Source organism: Nonomuraea sp. NPDC050202 (genome assembly GCF_040656115.1).
Lineage (GTDB): Bacteria > Actinomycetota > Actinomycetes > Streptosporangiales > Streptosporangiaceae > Nonomuraea.
In genome coordinates this window covers 434,268-452,426 of the sequence record NZ_JBFALF010000004.1, presented here as the reverse complement: position 1 = coordinate 452,426, position 18,159 = coordinate 434,268, and the positions used below count along the sequence as shown (strand labels likewise).

The window sequence follows — 18,159 nt, the reverse complement described above, 5'->3', positions numbered from 1 at the left end:
GCCGCCCCGGCGACGACCGGACCGGCCCGCCGCGGGCCGCGTCGTAACGCTCGGCCTCGCGGTCTTCGTCGATCACAGTTCCAGGGGTAACAGGTAAAGGGGATCCGTTCCGTTCGTGGTGTTGTGTTGGAACGGATCCGGAAAGTAATCCCGCGATGAGACTCCTCGGTCGTGACCTGGCGATGGATCTGGGAGCGGCGAGCACGCGGATCTACGTCAAACGCAAGGGCATCGTGCTCGACGAGCCCTCGGTCGTCATGTGCGACGACCGCACGGGCAAGATCGTCGGGTACGGCGCGGAGGCCGCCGCCGACTCCGGCGGGCACACCCACTGGCCGGTCAGCGGCGGGCTGCCTGCCGACGCCGAGCTCGCCCGGCGCATGATCCGGCACTTCCTGCGCAAGGTGCACTGGCACCCGTACGCCAGGCCGCGCCTGGTCATGGCGCTGCCCTGCGACTCCACCCCGATCGACCGCGAGGCGCTGCAGGACATCGCGTACGAGGCGGACGCCAGGACCGTGCACCTGGTCCCGCACGCGCTGGCCGTGGCGCTCGGCTCGGGCATCTCACCCGCCGACCGCACCGGGCACATGGTGATCGACATCGGCCGCGACGCCGCGCGGATCGCCGTGCTGTCCGGCGAGTCCGTGGTGGCGACCGGCTCGGTGCCGTACGGCGGGCAGGCCGTGAACAGGGCCATCGCCCGCTTCGTGGAGCGCGAGCACGGGCTGCAGCTCGACGACCGCGAGGCCGAGTCGGCCAAGCGGCACGCGCACGACGGGCACGTCGTCGTGCGGGCCCGCGACCCCGGCACCGGCCGCGAGCGGGAGCTGACGCTGCCCGTCCAGCACATCTTCGAGGCCACCGGGCAGCCGGTCGAGTCGATCGCGCGGGCGGCGATGGAGACGGTGGAGCGCTGCCCGGCCGAGCTGGCCGCCGACCTCGGAGAGCACGGCGCGGTGCTCGTCGGCGGCGGATCGCTGCTGCGCGGGCTCGGGCGGCGGCTGCGGGAGACGCTGGGCATGCCCGTGCGCAGGGCGGAGCGCCCGCTGGAGTGCGTGGCGCTGGGGCTGGGCCGGTGCGTGGACGAGCTGGGCCTGATCGGGAGGCTCCGTGGCGGCCGTACATGATCGACGACCTGTTCCACAGCGGGGTCTCACTCGCCGACAAGGCCGTCAGGACCGTCGCGGTGTACGTGACCGTGGCGGCGCTGCTGCGCATCGGCGGCAAGCGGGGCATCGCCCAGCTCAACAACTTCGACTTCGTGGTCATGCTGCTGATGAGCAACGTCGTGCAGAACGCGATCATCGGGCCTGACGACTCGCTGGCCGGCGGCCTGGCCGGGCTGGTGATCCTGATGGCGGTGAACGCGGTCGTGGTGCGGCTCGCGGCGACGGTGCCGGCGATCGGCAGGCTGGTCGAGGGCAGCCCGATCGTGCTGGCCCGCGACGGGGGTTACGTGCACGCGGCGCTGCGGCGGCTGGGCGTGCGGCAGGCCGATGTCGACGTGGCGATCCAGCTCAGAGGCGGTACGAGCGTGGCCGACACGAGCCTGGTGCGGCTGGAGCCCGGCGGCGCCGTGCTGGTCAGGCTGCGGCCCGACGAGGAGACCGCCGAGCGGGGTGACGTGGCGGAGCTGCGTACCCGGCTCGACCGCATCGAGCGCAAGCTCGACGCCCTGGCCAGAACAGGAGGCAGCGCATGACCGTCCGCGGCATCGACCACGTCGGGGTGACGGTGCCCGACCTCGACGCGGCCACCGAGTTCTTCGCCCGCGCGTTCGGCGCCGAGGTGCTCTACGACACCCTCCCCCGCGCGCAAGGCCCCAAGGGCGGCTGGGCGACCGAGCGGCGGCTCGGGGTGCCGCAGGGCACGGCCGAGGTCGCGGTGCGCATGCTGCGCCTGCCCAACGGGCCGGGGATCGAGCTGTTCGAGTTCAGCGGGCCGCGGCAGGGCGGGGCCGCGCTGCCGTGCGACCTCGGGTGGCAGCACGTCGCCCTGTACGTGGACGACCTGGACGAGGCGTTGCGCCTGGTCGCTGAGGCGGGCGGGGTCCGGCTGTCGGAGCCGGTGCCGCTGCCGGGGCCCGAGGCGGGCGAGCGCAACCGGTTCGTCTACTGCCGGATGCCCTGGGGCGGGACGGTGGAGCTGCTGACGTATCCGGACGCGCAGCCGTACGAGAAGGAGACGGACCAGCGGCGGTGGCGGCCCTGACCCAGGGTCAGAGGCGAACGCGCAGGCCGGGAGCCTGCTCCCAGCCGGTCAGGGAAAGGACGCGGCGGACCACGGGCGAGATCGGGTCGAGGATCAGCTCGCGGTCCGCGGGTAATCGCGCGGCGGCGACGATGATGAGGCGCATGCCCGCCACGTCGATGAAGGTCAGGCCGGACAGGTCGAGGCGGATGTCGTGGCTGCCCGCCAGGAGGGCCCAGCCGAGGGCGCCGGCGAGCAGGTGACGGTTGCCGCGGTCGATCTCGCCGGTGATGCGCAGGCCGAAGGGGTGCGGAACGAGGGTGACGCGTGCTCGCTCATCTGTTTCGAAGGTCATCCGGCTCCGGGGGCTGCCTGCCATACAAGGTGGCAATCTGCCCTGAAAGAACCGGTTTATGCCGATGCGAGGTGACACTGCCGTGCTTTTTGCGTGATTCACTCGTTAGCTAGCGGTGATCTTCGATAGGGTCCCCTCGTGCGCGCCCGCCGACACGCCCTGTCCGCGATGCTCTTCTGTGTCGCGGCGGTTACGGCGTGCACGGCCGCGTCCGAGCCGCCCACCCTGGAAGCGGCCAGCAGGCAGCTCGACGCCGACGCCGGTGAGCTGGTCAGGGCCACCGAGCTGCATCTGTCGTCCGTGCGGCGGGCCGACGACGACACCTGCGTCCCTGGGCAGTTACGGCATTTCGTCCAGGCGGAAAGCGACCTGGCTGAAGCGACGGACGGGCTGCTGGAGCGGTTGCGGGCACTCGGCTACGACAAGGTCGTCGACGATCTCGACCTGCGGGACCACGACCAGGGCGTGGCGGTGCTGCGCAACCCCCGGACCCGGCTGGAGTTCGAGCTGACCGTGCTCTCCGGGGAGAAGGCCGGGGTCCGGGTGGTGGGCAAGACGACCTGCTACGCGGCCGAGTAGCCGCCCGGGCGGCTACTCGGCTCCCTGCGGCTACGGCGTGGACAGGGCCTCGGTCGGGGACAGGCGGGAGGCGCGGATGGCCGGGTAGAGGCCGGCGACGGCGCCGATGAGCAGGGTCGCGGCCAGGCCGCCGACCGTGGCCCAGGCCGGCACGACCGAGGGCCAGCCGCTGTAGAGCGCGTACCCCATCGTCACCGCCGTCCCCAGCAGGACGCCGCCGGTGCCCCCCAGCGCCGACAGCAGCAGCGACTCGGCCAGGAACTGCGTCCTGATCTGCCCCCTGGTCGCCCCGAGCGAGCGGCGCAGGCCGATCTCCGCGCGGCGCTCCAGGACCGAGATGACCATCGTGTTGGCCACGCCGACCCCGCCCACGAGCAGGGCCACCGCGCCCACGCCCAGCAGCAGGTTGGCGAACGCCTGGCTGGTGGCCTGCTTGGCCGCCAGCGCGTCGGACGGGCGGGAGATGTCCACCTCGTTCGGCGCCTCCGGGTTGGCCGTGCCCGCCAGCACCTGGCGTACCGACTCCAGCTTGGCCTCCTCCGAGCGGGTGTAGAGCGTGGTCGGGTGGCCGTCGAAACCCAGCCGCTCCTCCGCCACCGGCCAGCCGACGAGCACGCCGCTGTCCAGCTCCGCGGCCAGCGCCACGGGCTCCAGGACGCCGACGACCGTGAACCGCACGCCGCCGACGACGATCTGGGTGTCCGGGCCCGCCGCGCCGATGCCGAGCCGCTCGGCGGTCAGCGAGCCGATCACAGCGGCCGGGTAGCGTTCGGTGGCCGCGTTCAGCCAGGCTCCGCTGCGCAGGGTCGCGCCCACGGTGGCGGGCAGGTCGAGGCGGGCCGCGTACGCGGTGAGCCCGCCGGTCTGGGCCTCCGGGATCTGCTCCGAGCGGTAGACCTTGGCCTCGCCCACCTTGCCGATGGACGAGACCGCCTCCACCGGCCCGATCCGCTCGATCATCGCCTCGGCGTCCTTCGGCATCTGGGCGGCCTCACCCGTGATCGTGGACCCCGAGGAGAGGGTGAGCAGGTTCGTGCCCAGCGCCGACAGCTGGCGGTCGAGCTCGGCCCCCGACGATGATGAGAGCCCGACCACGCCCACCATGGCCGCGATGCCGATGGCGATGCCCAGCGCCGACAGGAACGCCCGCAGCGGCCGGGTGCGCAGGCCGACCGCGCCCACCCGCATCACGTCGGCCGACCGCATCCGGGCCGGGGACAACCGGGGCCGCTCGACGGGCCGCTCGACGGGAGGCTCGATGGGCCGCTCGGTGACCGTCATCACGCCACCCCGGATTCCGCGGGCTCTCGCGCCGAGTCGGAGATGATCTCGCCGTCACGCATCCGTACCTGCCGGGGCAGGCTGGCGGCGATCTCCCGGTCATGCGTGATGATCACGATGGTCGTGCCGCCCGCGTTCAGCTCGTGCAGCAGCTCCATCACCCCCGTGCCCGAGACGGAGTCCAGGGCCCCGGTGGGCTCGTCGGCCAGCAGCAGCGGCGGGTCACCCGCGACCGCCCTGGCGATGGCCACGCGCTGCCGTTCACCACCTGACAGCTCGTGCGGCTCGTGGTCCATGCGATGCTCCAGCCCCACCCTCTTCAGCGCCGCTGCCGCGCGGCGGCGCCGCTCGGCCCTGCTCAGGCCGGTGTAGATCAGGCCGTCCGCCACGTTGTCCAGCGCCGGCACCTTCGCGGCCAGATGGAAGGACTGGAAGACGAACCCGATCGTGGTCGCCCGCAACGCCGACAGCTGGTTGTCCGACAGCTTCGACACGTCGTACCCGTCGATGTGGATCGTCCCCGACGACGGCCGGTCCAGGGTGCCGACGACGTTCAGCATGGTCGACTTGCCCGACCCGGACGGGCCCACGATCGCCACCAGCTCGCCGTGGCCGATCCGCAGCGACACCCCCTTCAGCGCCGCCACCCCGCCCGGATACGTCCTCGACACCTCCTGCAGAGCGATCATGGGATAGCCCGTCATTTCGGCATCCCCACGGTCATGCCCTCACGCAGCCCGTCCCCCGACACCTCGACCTTGCCCCCGGCGAACAGCCCCGTCTCGACCGCGACGTACCGGGACGTGCCGCCCTCGACGACCTCCAGGCCGAACCCGCCCTCCTGCAGCGCCACCAGCGCCGCCACCGGCACCGTCAGCACGTTCTTGCGCTGCGAGGCCGTGAACGTCACGTCCACCGACGCCTTGTCCAGCCCCTTGGCCGACTTCGCGTTCCCGATCGAGACCAGCGCCTCCACCCGCGTGTCCGGCTCCTCCTGCCCCTCACCCGGCACGATGACCGTGGCCACCTCGGTGACCTTGCCCTTCACGCTCTTGCCGTCCGGCAGCGTGACCTCGACCCTGGCCCCCTTCCTGGCCATCCGCTGATCCTCGGCCTCCAGCTGCACCGTGATCACCTTGGACGTGCCCGTGTACGTCAGCACCTTCTGACCCGGCTGGGCCGGCTGGCCCTCCTCGGCCTCGACGCTCTCCACCCGCACCTTGCCGTCGGCGAAGACGACCTGGCCCAGCTTGACGACCCCGGTCTCCTCCAGGCCGCGATCCTCCTGCCACTCCACCACGGCCTCGTAGGTGTCGTAGGTGAACTCGTCGTCCACCGTGAAGCCGTCGTAGCCGAGCTTGCTGAGGTTGCGCTCCAGGTTCTCCACGTCCTTGCCCTCCACGCCGATCTTCAGGTCGCGGTAGGCGGGCGTGTCGCCGTACATGAGGGTCACGGGGTCGTTGTCGAGCCGGTACAGCGACTTCCCGCGCGTGACCGTCGCGCCGCTCTCGGGCAGCCACGTGATCGTGCCCGGCGCGCGGCTCACGGCCGTGGTCACAGGGCCGTAGCCGAGCTCGCCGTCGGCGTCCCTGGTGTCGTTCAGGGTCTGCCTGGCCACCGTGGCGGTGGCCGGGGGCAGGGCGCTGGCCGATCTGGTCGGGCCGGCGCCGCCCTCCAGCAGGCCGGTGCTGTTGACCGCGACGAACCCGCCGCCCACCGCCACCACTGCGATCAGGAGCCCGGCCACCAGCTTGCCCCTGCCGCGGCGGCGGCGCTGCCGGGGAGGCGTGGCCTCCGGCTCCGCCTTTCCGTCGATGGTGGCCATACCCATCAAGAACCTCCCATGCCGGCCTCAGCGGACTCCTTCTGGCACTTCTCCTGCGCGGCCTTGAAGTCGGGGTCCTCGCCGACCTCGGGGGTGATGCGCATCATGTTGCCCTCGGGGTCGGGATAGGCCTCGACGCCGTTGTCGCGCATGCACTGGGCGAGCTTGCGCATGTTCTCGGCCTGCTTGGGGTCGCCGCCGCCCTGGCGCGTGCCGCTCGGGGCGTACTGCTTGCACGCCTCCTGGGCCGCCTGGACCTTCTCCTGCGGCGTGTTCTTGTCGAACTTCATCATCACCCTGCCGTCGGGGTCGGGGTCCGGCATGTCGATGCCGTTCTCGCGCATGCACTGGGCGAACTTGAGGCCCTTCGCCTGCGGATCCTCGCTCGGCTTGGCGCTGGCGGCCTGGCTGCCGGTGCCGGTGCCCGTCACCGAGGCCACGTCCGACCCGCCACCGTCGCCCGAACCGCAGCCGGTCAGGACCAGGGTGAGCGCGAACGGTGCCGTGACCAGCGCGCTGAAGACTCGTCGTCGCATGAAGCTCTCCTCGTCGAATGAACCGTCGGATGAACGTCGTTCGATGGGAGATGCAATAGGGGGCGGTGTTTCCTCAGCGTTTCCACGTCCACGGCCGTCGCGGGTTCATGTCGCGGGCTTATTCGGAGCAAATGCCGCCTCCGCCACACTCGGCTCTGTAAGCGGATGGAAAGGCCTGGGGTGCGCGATGCGGGTGCTGGTGGTTGAGGACGAGCCGATGCTCGCCGACGCGATTGCCGAGTGGCTGCGCGAGGAGACGCACGCGGTCGATCTGGCACACGACGGCGAGGCGGCGCTGGAGCGGATCGCGGTCAACGACTACGACGTGGTCGTGCTGGATCGGGACCTGCCGCGCGTGCACGGCGACGAGGTCTGCCGGGAGATGGTGGCCTCCGACTGCGACGCGCGGGTGCTGATGCTCACCGCCGCCGCGCAGCTCGACGACCGGGTGACCGGGCTGTCCATGGGGGCCGACGACTACCTGACCAAGCCGTTCGCCTTCCCCGAACTGGCCGCCAGGGTGCTGGCGCTGGGCCGGCGCTCCCGGCCGGCCGCGCCGCCCGTGCTGCGGCGGGCCGGGATCACCCTCGACCCCGCGCGGCGGGAGGTGTTCAGGAACGGGCGGTTCGTCCCGCTGTCGAAGAAGGAGTTCGCCGTCCTGGCCGAGCTGCTGCGGGCCGACGGCAACGTCGTCTCCGCCGAACAGCTCCTGGAGAAGGCGTGGGACGAGAACGCCGACCCGTTCACCGGAGCGGTCCGGCTCACCATCCTCAAGCTGCGCCGCAAGCTGGCCGACCCGCCGATCGTGGAGACCGTCGCGGGAGTGGGGTACCGGATCGCGTGAACCTCCTGCCGTCGTCACTGCGCAGCCGGGTGCGGCCCACGCTGCGGCTGCGGCTCACGCTCGTGTACGGGGCCGTCTTCTTCCTGGCCGGGCTGGTGCTGCTCGCTGTCACGTACCTGCTGTTCAACCAGCAGCTCGTACGAACCTTCGACGACCGGTACGCCACCCCGGCGGAGCCCGGCCGGGTCAAGCAGCTCTTCATCAAGCAGGACGGGGTCACGCTGTACGGCGACGCCGCGGTCGAGTGGCTGTGGCAGCAGCAGCAGGAGCTGCGCGACCTCGCCCTGACCTCGCTGCTCGTCCAGGGGGCGATCGCGCTCGTCGTGGTCGGCGGCGCGGCCGTGGCGCTGGGCTGGTGGGTGGCCGGCCGGGTGCTGGCCCCGCTGCACCTGGTCACCGCGACCGCACGCAAGATCGCCGCCGCTCCCATGGCCGAGCGCGGCCTGCACGAACGGATCGCGCTGCGCGGGCCCGCGGACGAGGTCAAGGACCTGGCCGACACGTTCGACACCATGGTGGAGCGGCTCGACCACTCCTTCGACGGGCAGCGCCGCTTCGTGGCCAACGCCTCCCACGAGCTGCGCACGCCGCTGACGCTCAACCGGGCGCTGGTCGAGCTGGCCATGCACCGCCGTACGGCCTCCCACGACGTCAAGGAGCTGGGCGAGAGCCTGCTGGAGATCAACGCCCGCCACGAGCGCCTCATCAGCGGCCTGCTGCTGCTCGCCAGATCCGAGCAGGAGATCGCCGACCGCTCGCCCGTGGACCTGGCCGACATCGTCACCCACGTGGCCGCCCAGGCCGCCGATCAGGCCGCCGACGCCAAGGTCAGCGTGTACGAGGTCGTCGCCCCCGCCCCGACCACCGGCGACGCGCTGCTGCTCGAACGGCTCGTGCACAACCTGGTGGAGAACGGCATCCGGTACAACCTCGACGACGGCACCGGGTGGGTGCGGGTCGTCAGCCGTACCGTGTCGGGGGACAGGGTGGAGGTGGAGGTCAGCAACACCGGGCCGGCCGTGCCGCCGTACGACGTGCCGCTGCTGTTCAAGCCGTTCCACCGGCAGGCGGGCGAGCGCGCCGTGACCGGGACCAGCGCCGGGCTGGGGCTGTCGATCGTGCGGTCGGTGGCCGTCGCCCACGGTGGCGACGTGCGGGCGCGGCCCCGGGAGGGCGGCGGCCTGATCGTGGCCGCGTCGCTGCCGCGGGTCACCGGCCCTTCGTGGTGAGCAGCTCGCGCAGGTCCTCGTGCAGCCGCCCCGGGTCCACGGTGACGATCTCGTACGCCGCCACGCCCGCCACCGCGAACGGGTCACCTGCCGCCACGCGCTCCACCCGCTCCCGCGGTCCGGTGGCCAGGATGACGCCGCCGAGATCGTCGGGAACCGTCTGGCCCGACAGCAGGAACGTGCCGTCGGCGTGGTGCCGCTCCAGGTAGGCCACGTGACCTGGCACGTGCGGGGTCACCTCGTCGGGAGGGGCGGTGTAGCGGACGAGGAGCACGTGCAGCATGTCGTCATTCCTCCTTATATATAGAGGTGGCCGGGAAGGGTCCCGCGCTCGTGCTGGCAGGGTTCGTCGTGACAGACGGTACTCCCATCGATGCGCAGGAGAACGAGGCCATGCATCTCACGCTTTCCTCCCGGTACGGTGCGGCGCTGGTGGGGGTCGGGGCAGTCGGGGTAGGGGTCGTGCTGCTGGTGGCGGGCTGCGGCAGCGGGACGCCGGCGGCATCCACGACACCTCCACCCTCCACCTCCCACCCCCCGGCCACCACCACGTCCCCCACCCCCTCCCCCTCCCCCTCCCCCTCCTCGACGCCTTCGGCTTCGGCTTCGGCGACCCCTAAGGTCACGAAGGCCGCGGACGGGCGGAAGCTCTCGGCGTGCCAGGACCTCCGGTGCGAGGTCGAGGTGAAGGGCGGGGACACGATCCGGTTCGCCGCCAAGTACGACATCAAGGCGTTCCACGTGCAGCGGGTCGCCAAGCAGACGCTGTACTTCGCCACCGCCGACGGCGACGGCGGGATGCACGGCTACGTGGGCGGCTCAGGATCCGTCAGCACGGCGGACGTCCACATCGAGATGACGCCGCTGGGCAGCAAGCGAATGATCCTCAAGATCCGCCCGAGGTGACCCCGCGCCCGAAGACGGACCCTCTGCCGGAGCCGCTGCGGGCGGACATCGCGGATCGCCAGTGGCGAGAAGATGTCGGCACACCCCTTTCCGGCTCGCGGCCTTCCGGCCCACGCCCCTGCGGGAGGGGACGCGGGCCGAGGAAGGCCACCTTGCCAGGAGCCACCGACAGAATCGGCTCACGGGCGGTCACGGACGTAGTAGTGGCCGAGGGTGTCGTCGTAGCGGCCGGTGGGGCGGCAGCAGCGGCGGAAAGCGGCGCCCGGAGCCGCAGGGGCACGGGTCGTTGCCGCCGAGCTTCTCGATCAGCTCCTTGCCGCGGCCGGTGCTGCGGTCGCCGCGCTTGACGTGCGTCTCGCTAAGGGGAACCCCTTGCGGCGCTTGCTGGTCAGCTCAAAAGGACATCTCGTCGCGGTGCATGGCGGGCCTCCTCGGTCCGTGGTGAACGGAGGTCACGATAGGTCGCCGGTGCGCCGGGGCGCGACCGGTTTTTCCGGTGCGTAGTAGGAGTCGACGGCGGGCTGGCCGGTGTAGTTGGGGCCGGCCTGGTCGTCGGCGCCGAGGTAGCGGTAGGGGAGGTCGAGGGTGCGGGGGCCGGTGCAGCGGATTCTCTTCGTCCGCGCGTCGTACGCCAGGCCCTGGGAGCGGAGGGCGGAGGTGAGGCGGCGGCCCGCCGGGGTGCCGTCCGCCAGGCGGACGCTGCCGGCGTCGAAGTTGGCGACGAAGAGGCCGTCCTCGGCCAGCCAGGTGGTGATCCTGGCCAGGAGGGTGAGCTTGTCACCGATGTAGTGGAGGCCGTGCACGCAGGTGATGAGGTCGAAGGGGGCGTCCGGGTGCCAGGTGGTGGCGGAGGCCGTGACGAGGCGGAGGCGCGGGGGGTCGGGGCGGCAGGCGAAGAAGCCGACCAGGTCCACGCCGACGATCTCGGCGTCCCGGCCGAGGAGGTGGGTGGCCTCGCCGAGGGCGTACGCGGCGCCGCAGCACAGGTCGAGCCAGCGGGCGGGTCTGGTGGTCGCGGTGCGGCGCAGGACGGCCGGGACGTCGATGCCGAGCTCGCGGTTGTAGCCGGGGAGGCGGCGTTCGCGGTTCATGAGGTTGTTGGCGACCACCGTCGACCGCTCCAGCTCGGCGTCCGTGGTCAGGTGCATTTCTGACTCCTCGCTGCCGAACTACCGGGAGGATTTAGGACAAGTACTCGACTTCACTACAAATCCTGATACGGGTCGCTATCGTACGTAAGATCCACCGCACCCGTCTCAGGAGTCACTTCTCTCATGGCGCATCTGGAACCGCTGTGGGAGGACGACCCGGCGGCGGCAGGGGCCTATCGACTGCTCGGCCGGCTCGGCTCCGGCGGGCAGGGCACCGTCTACCTCGGGCAGGCGCCCGACGGGCGGGCCGTGGCGGTCAAGGTGCTGCGCGAGGGGCAGGCCGGGTTCGGCGAGCGGCTGGCCAAGGAGATCGAGGCGGCCCGGCGGGTGGAGCCGTTCTGCATCGCGCAGGTGCTCGACGCCTCGCTGAGCGGGCCTCGGCCGTACATCGTGACCGAGTACGTCGAAGGGCCGTCCCTCCAGCAGGCCGGCCGGCACACCGGGGCCGACCTGCAACGCCTGGCCGTCGCCACGGCCACCGCGCTGGCCGCCATCCACCAGGCGGGCATCGTGCACCGCGACTTCAAGCCCGCGAACGTGCTGCTCGGGCCCGGCGGCCCGCGCGTCATCGACTTCGGCATCGCCAGGGCCCTGGACGACGGCGTCACGCATACCAGCGGCGTCGTCGGGACACCCGCGTACATGGCGCCCGAGCAGCTCGCGGGACAGCCGGTGGGGCCGGCGGCGGACGTGTTCGCGTGGGCGTCCGTGATGGTGTGGGCGGGCACGGGGACGCCGCCGTTCGGGCAGGACACGTTGCCCGCGATCATCAACCGGATCCTGCACAACGAACCCCAGCTCGGTGAGCTGGCACAGCCGCTCCGGTCGGTCGTGTACGAGTGCCTGGCCAAGGACCCGCACCGGCGTCCTGGCATGCGCGATGTGCTCCTGCGGCTGCTGAGCGGCCAGAACGCGGCACCTGGGCCGGGGCCGCGGCATCCCGGCGCGGCCTTCGGGGCGGCGCCCGGCTCCGCCGCCGGGGCCGGTCCGGCCGCGGGAGGCCCGCTCGGGCCGACGGGGATGCCTACGCACGGCTCCGGGTTCCCGCTCGGGCCGACGGGGGTGCACGCTCAGGGACCTGGCCCTGTGCCTGGGTCGATGCGCGAGGCGGGTGCCGGGCCGGGATCCGCGCCCGGTGCCGGCCTGGCGCCTGGACCGCACGCCGGCCCGATGCCGGGACCGCACGCCGGCCCGATGCCGGGACCGTACCCGGGGCCGATGCCGGGTGGCGGCGGGCCGGTGCCCGGGCGGCGACGGCGGGCCTCGCGGGGAGCGCTGGGGCGGATCGGTGTGCCGGTGGCCGTCGGCGTGGCCGTGATCATGGTGGTGGCGCTGGTAGGCGGGGCCATCTGGCTGGCTCCGTGGACGGGCGAGCCGGGCTCCGAGTCGCTCGCCGCCGTCTCCCCCGGCTCGCCCGCCACCGCGAGCTCGTCCCGGAGCCCATCGGCCTCCCCCACGGAGAAGCCCACGGACCGGCCGGCGACGCCGAGCCCGCGCAGGACCACCCGCAAGACCCAAAGACCCACCCAGACGCCCACGCCGAAGAGCACCCCGAAGGCGACGACCGCGCCGACGACGGCCACGAAGAGCCCCAGCCCCACCCGCACCACCAAGAAGCCGGTCACCGGCGCCAAGGTCAGCATCCTGGAGATCGAGCTGTTCGGCGGCCCGGGCCAGTCGAACGCCGACGGCTGCTACATGCCGCCGATCCACTTCCAGACCAACGTGGAGTCCACCCGGCCCGGCATCTGGGTCTCCTATGCCTGGGTCGTGGACGGCAAGACCCGCGAGAGCCGCAGATCCTGGGTCCCCGAGGACGACTACACGGCGTTCGTGACGGCCGGCCAGTACATGCTGGACGCGGGCAGCCACACGATCACCCTGCGCGTCACCTCGCCCTCCACCACCAGCAAGAGCATCTCGATCGACATCTGCGACCTGGACGACTACTCATGACGCCCCAGGCCATCGGCCCGTACCGGGTCGTCGAACTGCTCGGGGAGGGCGGCCAGGGAGTGGTGTACCTGGGCGTGGCCCCCGACGGCACTCGGGTCGCCATCAAGGTGCTGCGCGACGGGGTGACCGGTGACGGGCGGTTCGCCAAGGAGATCGCCGCCGCGCGGCGGGTGGAGCCGTTCTGCATCGCGCAGGTGCTGGACGCCTCGCTGGGCGGGCGGCCGTACATCGTGACCGAGTACGTCGAGGGCCCCTCCCTGGCGAAGGCCGGCGTGCACACCGGTGCGGACCTGCAACGCCTGGCCGTCGCCACGGCCACCGCGCTGGCCGCCATCCACCGGGCCGGAGTCGTGCACCGCGACTTCAAGCCGGCGAACGTGCTGCTCGGCCGTGACGGGCCGCGCGTCATCGACTTCGGCATCGCGCGGGCCATGGACGACGCGGTGACCCGTACCAGCACGATCGTGGGAACGCCCGCGTACATGGCGCCCGAGCAGTTCCTGGGCGCGCCCGCCGGGCCGGCGGTGGACGTGTTCGCGTGGGGCTCGGTGATGGTGTTCGCGGCCACCGGCGCGCCGCCGTTCGGCAACGACTCACTGCCCGCGGTGCTCAGGAGGATCCAGTACGAGGAGCCGCGCCTGGGGGGCGTGCCGGAGCCGCTGCGCTCGATCGTGTACGCCTGCCTGGCCAAGGACCCCGCCGCCCGGCCCGCCATGCAGGACGTCCTGTTCCGCCTCATCGGCGCTCCGGCCCCCGGCCTCAGGGACGTGCCCGCCTCCCACGCCCCCGGCCAGGGTCCCGCCCCGAGCGGCCCAGGACAGGCAAACCTCCCGGATGGCCCAGGCCACGCGCACATCCCGGGCCGCCCGGGCCGGGCGTACGTCCCGGACAGCCCGGGCCAGGCGCACGTTCCAGGCAGTGTTCCGCGTGGGTTCTCCGCCGAGTCCACGCAACAGCCCGCCGGCCGGGTGCCGATCTCCCATGCCAGCACCGGCCCGGTCCGCGGGGCGTCCCGCGACCGGCTGATCACCGGGCTCCTGGCCGGCGGCACGGCGGTCGTCGTGACCGGGGGCGCGGCGGCGGCGTGGGTCCTGCTGCCCGGCTCGCCCGTCAACGGCACCAGCACCGCCGCGATCACCACCACGCAGGCCACCCCCACCACCCCGCACCCGGCCGGCAAGGCGAAGAAGTCGGCCAAGCCCCTGCGTCCCAGCAAGACGGCGACGCGCCCCACCCCCACCCCCTCCGTACGCACGAAGAGCCCCACCACGGAGCCCGCGCGGACACCCACGACGACCAGGCCGGCCACCACCAAGCCGACGACCGGCGGCGCGGGCGGCGTGAAGTCGGTGGCGTTCACCTTCGAGGGCATCAGGCTGGGCGACTGCTGGCGATCCGACACGAACATCTGGGCCAAGGTCACCGCCTCCGGCACCTACAGCTACCGCTGGCTGGTCAACGGCCAGAACCAGGGCAGGCGGCAGGGCACCTCCGCCGACAGGCCCCTCCTCCCGTCGATCACCTGGAAGCAGGCCGGCACGTACCAGGTGGTCTTCGAGGTCGTCACCCCCACCCCCAGCCGCAAGAGCACCACGGTCAGGATCTGCGACTTCGACGAGGGCTGGTGAGGGGGCGGACGGCGTACGGGTGCGCGCTCCCGGGTACTCAAGTGATCACCGACCCGGAAGGAACCCCGCATGGAACTCCCCCGCTTCCACCTCGCCATCCCCGTGGACGACCTGGACGCCGCCCGCCACTTCTACGGCGACCTGATCGGCTGCGCCCAGGGCCGCAGCTCCGACCGCTGGATCGACTGGAACCTGCACGGCCACCAGTTCGTCACCCACCTCGCCCCGGCGCGCGCCGAGCGGGTGCACAACCCGGTGGACGGCCACGACGTGCCGGTCCCGCATTTCGGCCTGATCCTGACAATTCCCGAATTTCATGAGCTGGCCGACCGGTTCCGCGCGGCCGGCACCGCGTTCGTCATCGAGCCGTACCTGCGATTCGAGGGGCTGCCAGGCGAGCAGTGGACGATGTTCCTGCTGGACCCGGCGGGCAACGCGCTGGAGTTCAAGGCGTTCGCGGACGATTCACAGGTGTTCGCCGTCTAGGATTTCGGGCCCATGCAGATTTGGCGCCCGGCCGCATGTCGTCGCGGCGAATTACTCGAAGAATCGATCCCGATAAATCAGGAAAATGACCCTGTTGCGAGTAGTTCCGCAAAGCTGGTGGCCGGATGTCCGGTGAGCGCCGGAACATCGCCGCTGACCCCTTCGAGCTCCCCGGCCGCGATCGCGAGATACGTCGACACCCACGCCTCCACCTGCCATCGGGGCGCGCCGTAGATCTCGCGGGACGCGTAGGCCTCCGGCACCGTCTCGGCGTGGTAGGTGACGTCCCGCCCCGTCGCCGCGCTGATCAGGGCGGCGACCTCGTCCAAGGTCAGCGCCTGCGGCCCGGTGAGGTCGTAGGTGGCCCCTGCGTGCTCCTTCGGCGCCAGCAGCACGTTGGCCGCCGCCTGGGCGATGTCGTCCTGCGCCACGGCCGCCACCCGCCCCTGCCCGGCCGGCCCCCTGATCACGCCGTCGCTGCCCGCCATGCCGGGCAGGAAGTCGGCGTACAGGTTGTCGCGCAGGAAGGTGAAGGTCAGGCCGCTGTCGCGGATGTACTGCTCGGTCGCCCAGTGGTCGCGTGCCAGCGTGAACGTCGCGTCGGGGGCCGCACCGTAGAACGAGACGTACACGAGGTGGGAGACGCGGGCGTCGCGGGCGACGTCCACGAACGTACGGTGCTGGCCGAGGCGGTCCTCGCTCTCCGACGCCGACACGAACAGCACGGTCGAGGCCCCGTCGAGCGCCTCCCGCATCGCCGCACGGTCACCGTACGAGGCGCCGGCGGCCGTGGCGCGGTCGAGACGCGGGGCGCGGTCGGCGGCATGCCGGGAGACGAGCCGCTGCTCGGCACCGGCGGCGGCGAGCAGCGCGGCGACCCGGCCGCCCAGCCGCCCGGTGGCACCGGTGGTGACGATGAACGACATACCGGCACCCTAGCCGGAGCGCCACCCAGCGCCCGAACGCCGCACGTCCACCGGCGGGGCGCCACCCAGCGCCCGAACGCCGCGCGACCTCCGGCAGGACGCCGCTCAGAGGCCGAAAGCCGCGCGCGTCCACCGGTACTGGGCGTCCAGCAGCTCGCCCAGCAGGTCGTACAGCGTTCCTTCCGGGGACTCGCCCACCCGCTCCGGCCGGGCGTGCTCGCCGGCCGGGCCGCGTTCGGCCATGAGGATCACCCGGTCGTTCTCCCGATCCACCCCCAGCCCCACCAGCGCCTCCCGCGCGCCCGCGCACGCCTCCGCATCGCCCTCGCGGTAGTAACCCTCGGCGAGGTTCTCCCACAGGGCGCGGGCGGGCGGGCTCTGCTCGGGGCTGAAGGCCCGGCCCGAGAAGACGATCACCATGGCGTCCACCCGCAGCACGGCCGCGCTGCGCCGGTGCGCGTCGTCGTACGAGCCCTCCGGAGGCACCGGCTGCGCCCGGAAGGACTCGGCGAGGAACCTCAGCATGGAGGCGAGGTCGTATTCCGCCAACCTGGGGTCCATCTCGTACTCGATGAACCCCGCGAGCGGGAACGGCGGGTCCGGCAGCGTGTTGTAGCCGAGGAAGAGCCTGGGCCGGCCAGGCGCCTCGCGAGAGTCGAGCGGTGCCGTCAGCGCTCCGTGCGCCACCCTGCCGAGCGCGCCGCACCCGTGATCGGGCAGGCCCGCGGCCGACCGAAACATACTCATGCACAAAGTGTGGCAGTCACTTTACTCACCGTACAGGTGTCGGAGGGAAACCCGTAGCCGCTCACCCTCCCACCGGTCATGACCCAGCGATCACCGCCACCGCCTCGACCTCGACGAGCTGGTCGTGGTAGCCGAGCACCGTGACGCCGAGCAGCGTGCTCGGGACGTCGTGCTCCCCCATGTACTCCCGGTACACCTCCCAGGCCGTCACCAGGTCGGCCTGGCGGGTGGAGGCCACGTACACGGTGGTCTTGACGACGTCGGTCAGCGAGGCTCCCGCCCCGTCGAGGGCCGTGACGAGGTTGCGCATCACCTGATGGGCCTGCCCGGCGTAGTCGCCGACGGCCACCGTCTTGCCGTCGAGGTCGAGGGGGCAGGCGCCCGCGACCCAGATCGAGCGTACGGGGGCGTCCACGGTGGCGGCATATGCGTAGTCGACCTGCTGCGTGAGCTGGTCGTTGCGAATAAGTCGAACACCTGATGTCATGACTGTTCTTCCTCTCACTCGGCAAGCTGGGAAGCTTCCTAGTTTTTCGCCACTTCCGCCGGCGCCGATACCATCCTTCAGGCACCGTCAGCTCAAGGGAGAGTCGCCGTGCGTGTCCACCTGGCCGTCTTAGCCGCCGCCACGATCCTCCCGTTCGCCGCCTCACCGGCCGCGGCGGCCGCCCCCGTGGTGTACGAGTGCACCACCGCTGCCACGGGCGAGAAGCAGGAGGTCAGCCTCGACGTCGAGCTGACCGTGCCCGCCCAGGCCACCGTGGGCCAGCCGATGACGATCGGGTGGAGCGGCGTGTTCGTCACGGGCAAGGAACTGGTGGCCCCCGCCACGGGCATGGAGGGCGAGCTCAACATGTACGTGTACGCCGGGATCAGCGGCATCGACGACCTGACCTCGGCCACCGGCGTCGCCGACATCGGCACGGTCATCCCCGGCGAGCCCGTCCCGATCCCCCCGACGGCCACGATGACGACCACCCCGCGCAAGGCCGGCACCGGCACGGTGCACGCGGCCTCCGTCAACTTCGGCCTGACGCCCCAGGACCGCCTCGTCGAGTGCGAGGTGAGGGGCTCACGGACGGAGTACCCGCTCACCGTCACCGGCGCCGACGGCTCGGCCAGCCCCGACCCCTCCGACAGCGCCACTCCCGACGCCGAGAACGACACCGGGGACGACGGCTCGGACGAGGACACGAACGGCGGCGGCAGCGAGCCGGACAGCACCGTCACGGTCACCTCCACCGACATCCCGTCCGGCGGGGTCGACACCGGGGCCGGAGGAATGGCGGGCCCGGACGGGCGGGCGCTGATGCTGACCGGCCTCGTGATCATGCTCGCCGCCGTCGTCGGCCTCCGCCTGCGCAGACCCCGCCGCCAGGCGTAGGAGGCTCCCGCACCGCGGCGAGCAGGGCTCCGGTGCCGGTCAAACCATTGAACTCTGACGTCGCCGGCGTTACGGTGCCACAGAAGTGACTTTCCGGCTTCTGTAATATTGTATCGATTGCCCTTAACGAGGT

Annotated in this window: 22 protein-coding genes; 11 read left to right on the top strand and 11 right to left on the bottom strand. The window is 72.0% G+C overall.

Annotated features, from left to right (window positions below; translation table 11 throughout):
- Positions 1-155: 155 nt before the first annotated feature.
- Genes AB0I79_RS15875 through AB0I79_RS15865 form a run of 3 tightly spaced genes read left to right on the top strand, consistent with a single transcriptional unit; the run spans position 156 to position 2,214 of the window.
- Positions 156-1,130, top strand: a complete 975-nt coding sequence (locus AB0I79_RS15875; RefSeq protein ID WP_357872709.1) for a rod shape-determining protein — start codon at positions 156-158, stop codon at positions 1,128-1,130.
- A complete protein-coding gene (locus AB0I79_RS15870) occupies positions 1,127-1,705 on the top strand; it encodes a YetF domain-containing protein (protein WP_357872706.1) in 579 nt (192 codons plus the stop codon). Before AB0I79_RS15875 ends, AB0I79_RS15870 begins: the two co-directional genes overlap by 4 nt.
- Entirely contained in the window at positions 1,702-2,214 is a 513-nt protein-coding gene (locus AB0I79_RS15865; RefSeq protein WP_357872703.1) for a VOC family protein, read from the top strand. Before AB0I79_RS15870 ends, AB0I79_RS15865 begins: the two co-directional genes overlap by 4 nt.
- Before the next feature lie 7 nt (positions 2,215-2,221).
- On the opposite strand, the gene AB0I79_RS15860 is transcribed toward AB0I79_RS15865, so the two are convergent.
- Positions 2,222-2,548, bottom strand: coding sequence for an STAS domain-containing protein (locus AB0I79_RS15860; RefSeq protein ID WP_357872700.1), 327 nt, complete (start codon positions 2,546-2,548; stop codon positions 2,222-2,224).
- 138 nt (positions 2,549-2,686) lie between these two features.
- On the opposite strand from AB0I79_RS15860, the gene AB0I79_RS15855 reads away from it, so the two are divergent.
- Positions 2,687-3,127 (top strand): hypothetical protein, encoded by a 441-nt coding sequence (locus AB0I79_RS15855; RefSeq protein ID WP_357872697.1) that lies wholly within the window; start codon positions 2,687-2,689, stop codon positions 3,125-3,127.
- A gap of 30 nt (positions 3,128-3,157) precedes the next feature.
- Here AB0I79_RS15855 and AB0I79_RS15850 read toward each other — a convergent pair whose 3' ends face one another.
- From AB0I79_RS15850 to AB0I79_RS15835, 4 genes are all read right to left on the bottom strand, one after another.
- Positions 3,158-4,333: an ABC transporter permease gene (locus AB0I79_RS15850; protein WP_357873064.1), complete on the bottom strand. Its 1,176-nt coding sequence runs from the start codon at positions 4,331-4,333 to the stop codon at positions 3,158-3,160.
- A gap of 74 nt (positions 4,334-4,407) precedes the next feature.
- Positions 4,408-5,112 carry an ABC transporter ATP-binding protein gene (locus AB0I79_RS15845; RefSeq protein WP_357872694.1) on the bottom strand — a complete coding sequence of 235 codons (705 nt, stop codon included), beginning with the start codon at positions 5,110-5,112 and terminating at the stop codon, positions 4,408-4,410.
- Entirely contained in the window at positions 5,109-6,239 is a 1,131-nt protein-coding gene (locus tag AB0I79_RS15840; RefSeq protein WP_357872691.1) for a peptidoglycan-binding protein, read from the bottom strand. Before AB0I79_RS15840 ends, AB0I79_RS15845 begins: the two co-directional genes overlap by 4 nt.
- Complete coding sequence (locus AB0I79_RS15835; protein ID WP_357872689.1) at positions 6,239-6,769, bottom strand: hypothetical protein; 531 nt, start codon at positions 6,767-6,769, stop codon at positions 6,239-6,241. The genes AB0I79_RS15840 and AB0I79_RS15835 overlap by 1 nt, the downstream gene beginning before the upstream one ends.
- 187 nt (positions 6,770-6,956) lie before the next feature.
- On the opposite strand from AB0I79_RS15835, the gene AB0I79_RS15830 reads away from it, so the two are divergent.
- Both AB0I79_RS15830 and AB0I79_RS15825 read left to right on the top strand, forming a co-directional pair.
- Positions 6,957-7,613, top strand: coding sequence for a response regulator transcription factor (locus AB0I79_RS15830; protein ID WP_357872686.1), 657 nt, complete (start codon positions 6,957-6,959; stop codon positions 7,611-7,613).
- Positions 7,610-8,842 (top strand): ATP-binding protein, encoded by a 1,233-nt coding sequence (locus AB0I79_RS15825; RefSeq protein WP_357872684.1) that lies wholly within the window; start codon positions 7,610-7,612, stop codon positions 8,840-8,842. The genes AB0I79_RS15830 and AB0I79_RS15825 overlap by 4 nt, the downstream gene beginning before the upstream one ends.
- Here AB0I79_RS15825 and AB0I79_RS15820 read toward each other — a convergent pair.
- Positions 8,823-9,125 carry a YciI family protein gene (locus tag AB0I79_RS15820; protein WP_357872681.1) on the bottom strand — a complete coding sequence of 101 codons (303 nt, stop codon included), beginning with the start codon at positions 9,123-9,125 and terminating at the stop codon, positions 8,823-8,825. The two genes, AB0I79_RS15825 and AB0I79_RS15820, sit on opposite strands and share 20 nt — an antisense overlap.
- Before the next feature lie 110 nt (positions 9,126-9,235).
- Here AB0I79_RS15820 and AB0I79_RS15815 point away from each other — a divergent pair, with 110 nt between their 5' ends.
- The gene (locus tag AB0I79_RS15815; RefSeq protein WP_357872678.1) at positions 9,236-9,748 is read left to right on the top strand and encodes a hypothetical protein; all 513 of its coding nucleotides are present in this window, start codon (positions 9,236-9,238) and stop codon (positions 9,746-9,748) included.
- Positions 9,749-9,937: 189 nt separating this feature from the next.
- Here the strand turns inward: AB0I79_RS15815 and AB0I79_RS15810 are convergent, their stop codons facing one another.
- Entirely contained in the window at positions 9,938-10,054 is a 117-nt protein-coding gene (locus AB0I79_RS15810) for an SEC-C metal-binding domain-containing protein (protein ID WP_357873062.1), read from the bottom strand.
- Positions 10,055-10,200: 146 nt separating this feature from the next.
- Entirely contained in the window at positions 10,201-10,896 is a 696-nt protein-coding gene (locus AB0I79_RS15805; protein WP_357872675.1) for a class I SAM-dependent methyltransferase, read from the bottom strand.
- A gap of 126 nt (positions 10,897-11,022) precedes the next feature.
- Here AB0I79_RS15805 and AB0I79_RS15800 point away from each other — a divergent pair, with 126 nt between their 5' ends.
- From AB0I79_RS15800 to AB0I79_RS15790, 3 genes are all read left to right on the top strand, one after another.
- On the top strand, positions 11,023-12,855 hold the full coding sequence (locus AB0I79_RS15800) for a serine/threonine-protein kinase (protein ID WP_357872672.1): 1,833 nt from the start codon (positions 11,023-11,025) through the stop codon (positions 12,853-12,855).
- Entirely contained in the window at positions 12,852-14,483 is a 1,632-nt protein-coding gene (locus AB0I79_RS15795; RefSeq protein WP_357872669.1) for a serine/threonine-protein kinase, read from the top strand. The genes AB0I79_RS15800 and AB0I79_RS15795 overlap by 4 nt, the downstream gene beginning before the upstream one ends.
- Positions 14,484-14,552: 69 nt before the next feature.
- Complete coding sequence (locus AB0I79_RS15790) at positions 14,553-14,969, top strand: VOC family protein (RefSeq protein ID WP_357872666.1); 417 nt, start codon at positions 14,553-14,555, stop codon at positions 14,967-14,969.
- 77 nt (positions 14,970-15,046) lie between these two features.
- Here AB0I79_RS15790 and AB0I79_RS15785 read toward each other — a convergent pair whose 3' ends face one another.
- The 3 genes from AB0I79_RS15785 to AB0I79_RS15775 all read right to left on the bottom strand — a co-directional run bounded on the left by AB0I79_RS15785 (position 15,047) and on the right by AB0I79_RS15775 (position 17,129).
- On the bottom strand, positions 15,047-15,895 hold the full coding sequence (locus AB0I79_RS15785; protein ID WP_357872664.1) for an SDR family oxidoreductase: 849 nt from the start codon (positions 15,893-15,895) through the stop codon (positions 15,047-15,049).
- 105 nt (positions 15,896-16,000) lie between these two features.
- Positions 16,001-16,642, bottom strand: a complete 642-nt coding sequence (locus tag AB0I79_RS15780) for a hypothetical protein (protein WP_357872661.1) — start codon at positions 16,640-16,642, stop codon at positions 16,001-16,003.
- Positions 16,643-16,718: 76 nt separating this feature from the next.
- Positions 16,719-17,129, bottom strand: coding sequence for a RidA family protein (locus AB0I79_RS15775; protein WP_357872658.1), 411 nt, complete (start codon positions 17,127-17,129; stop codon positions 16,719-16,721).
- A 108-nt stretch (positions 17,130-17,237) separates the two neighbouring features.
- Here AB0I79_RS15775 and AB0I79_RS15770 point away from each other — a divergent pair, with 108 nt between their 5' ends.
- Positions 17,238-18,026 carry a hypothetical protein gene (locus AB0I79_RS15770; protein ID WP_357872655.1) on the top strand — a complete coding sequence of 263 codons (789 nt, stop codon included), beginning with the start codon at positions 17,238-17,240 and terminating at the stop codon, positions 18,024-18,026.
- Positions 18,027-18,159: the final 133 nt, after the last annotated feature.

Bases quoted from the DNA above. Each gene is read 5' to 3' on its own strand.
- AB0I79_RS15875 (WP_357872709.1), top strand. From the start codon at position 156: ATGAGACTCCTCGGTCGTGACCTGGCGATGGATCTGGGAGCGGCGAGC.
- AB0I79_RS15870 (WP_357872706.1), top strand. From the start codon at position 1,127: ATGATCGACGACCTGTTCCACAGCGGGGTCTCACTCGCCGACAAGGCC.
- AB0I79_RS15865 (WP_357872703.1), top strand. From the start codon at position 1,702: ATGACCGTCCGCGGCATCGACCACGTCGGGGTGACGGTGCCCGACCTC.
- AB0I79_RS15860 (WP_357872700.1), bottom strand. From the start codon at position 2,548: ATGACCTTCGAAACAGATGAGCGAGCACGCGTCACCCTCGTTCCGCAC.
- AB0I79_RS15850 (WP_357873064.1), bottom strand. From the start codon at position 4,333: ATGCGGTCGGCCGACGTGATGCGGGTGGGCGCGGTCGGCCTGCGCACC.
- AB0I79_RS15845 (WP_357872694.1), bottom strand. From the start codon at position 5,112: ATGACGGGCTATCCCATGATCGCTCTGCAGGAGGTGTCGAGGACGTAT.
- AB0I79_RS15840 (WP_357872691.1), bottom strand. From the start codon at position 6,239: ATGGGTATGGCCACCATCGACGGAAAGGCGGAGCCGGAGGCCACGCCT.
- AB0I79_RS15835 (WP_357872689.1), bottom strand. From the start codon at position 6,769: ATGCGACGACGAGTCTTCAGCGCGCTGGTCACGGCACCGTTCGCGCTC.
- AB0I79_RS15830 (WP_357872686.1), top strand. From the start codon at position 6,957: ATGCGGGTGCTGGTGGTTGAGGACGAGCCGATGCTCGCCGACGCGATT.
- AB0I79_RS15820 (WP_357872681.1), bottom strand. From the start codon at position 9,125: ATGCTGCACGTGCTCCTCGTCCGCTACACCGCCCCTCCCGACGAGGTG.
- AB0I79_RS15815 (WP_357872678.1), top strand. From the start codon at position 9,236: ATGCATCTCACGCTTTCCTCCCGGTACGGTGCGGCGCTGGTGGGGGTC.
- AB0I79_RS15805 (WP_357872675.1), bottom strand. From the start codon at position 10,896: ATGCACCTGACCACGGACGCCGAGCTGGAGCGGTCGACGGTGGTCGCC.
- AB0I79_RS15800 (WP_357872672.1), top strand. From the start codon at position 11,023: ATGGCGCATCTGGAACCGCTGTGGGAGGACGACCCGGCGGCGGCAGGG.
- AB0I79_RS15795 (WP_357872669.1), top strand. From the start codon at position 12,852: ATGACGCCCCAGGCCATCGGCCCGTACCGGGTCGTCGAACTGCTCGGG.
- AB0I79_RS15790 (WP_357872666.1), top strand. From the start codon at position 14,553: ATGGAACTCCCCCGCTTCCACCTCGCCATCCCCGTGGACGACCTGGAC.
- AB0I79_RS15785 (WP_357872664.1), bottom strand. From the start codon at position 15,895: ATGTCGTTCATCGTCACCACCGGTGCCACCGGGCGGCTGGGCGGCCGG.
- AB0I79_RS15780 (WP_357872661.1), bottom strand. From the start codon at position 16,642: ATGAGTATGTTTCGGTCGGCCGCGGGCCTGCCCGATCACGGGTGCGGC.
- AB0I79_RS15775 (WP_357872658.1), bottom strand. From the start codon at position 17,129: ATGACATCAGGTGTTCGACTTATTCGCAACGACCAGCTCACGCAGCAG.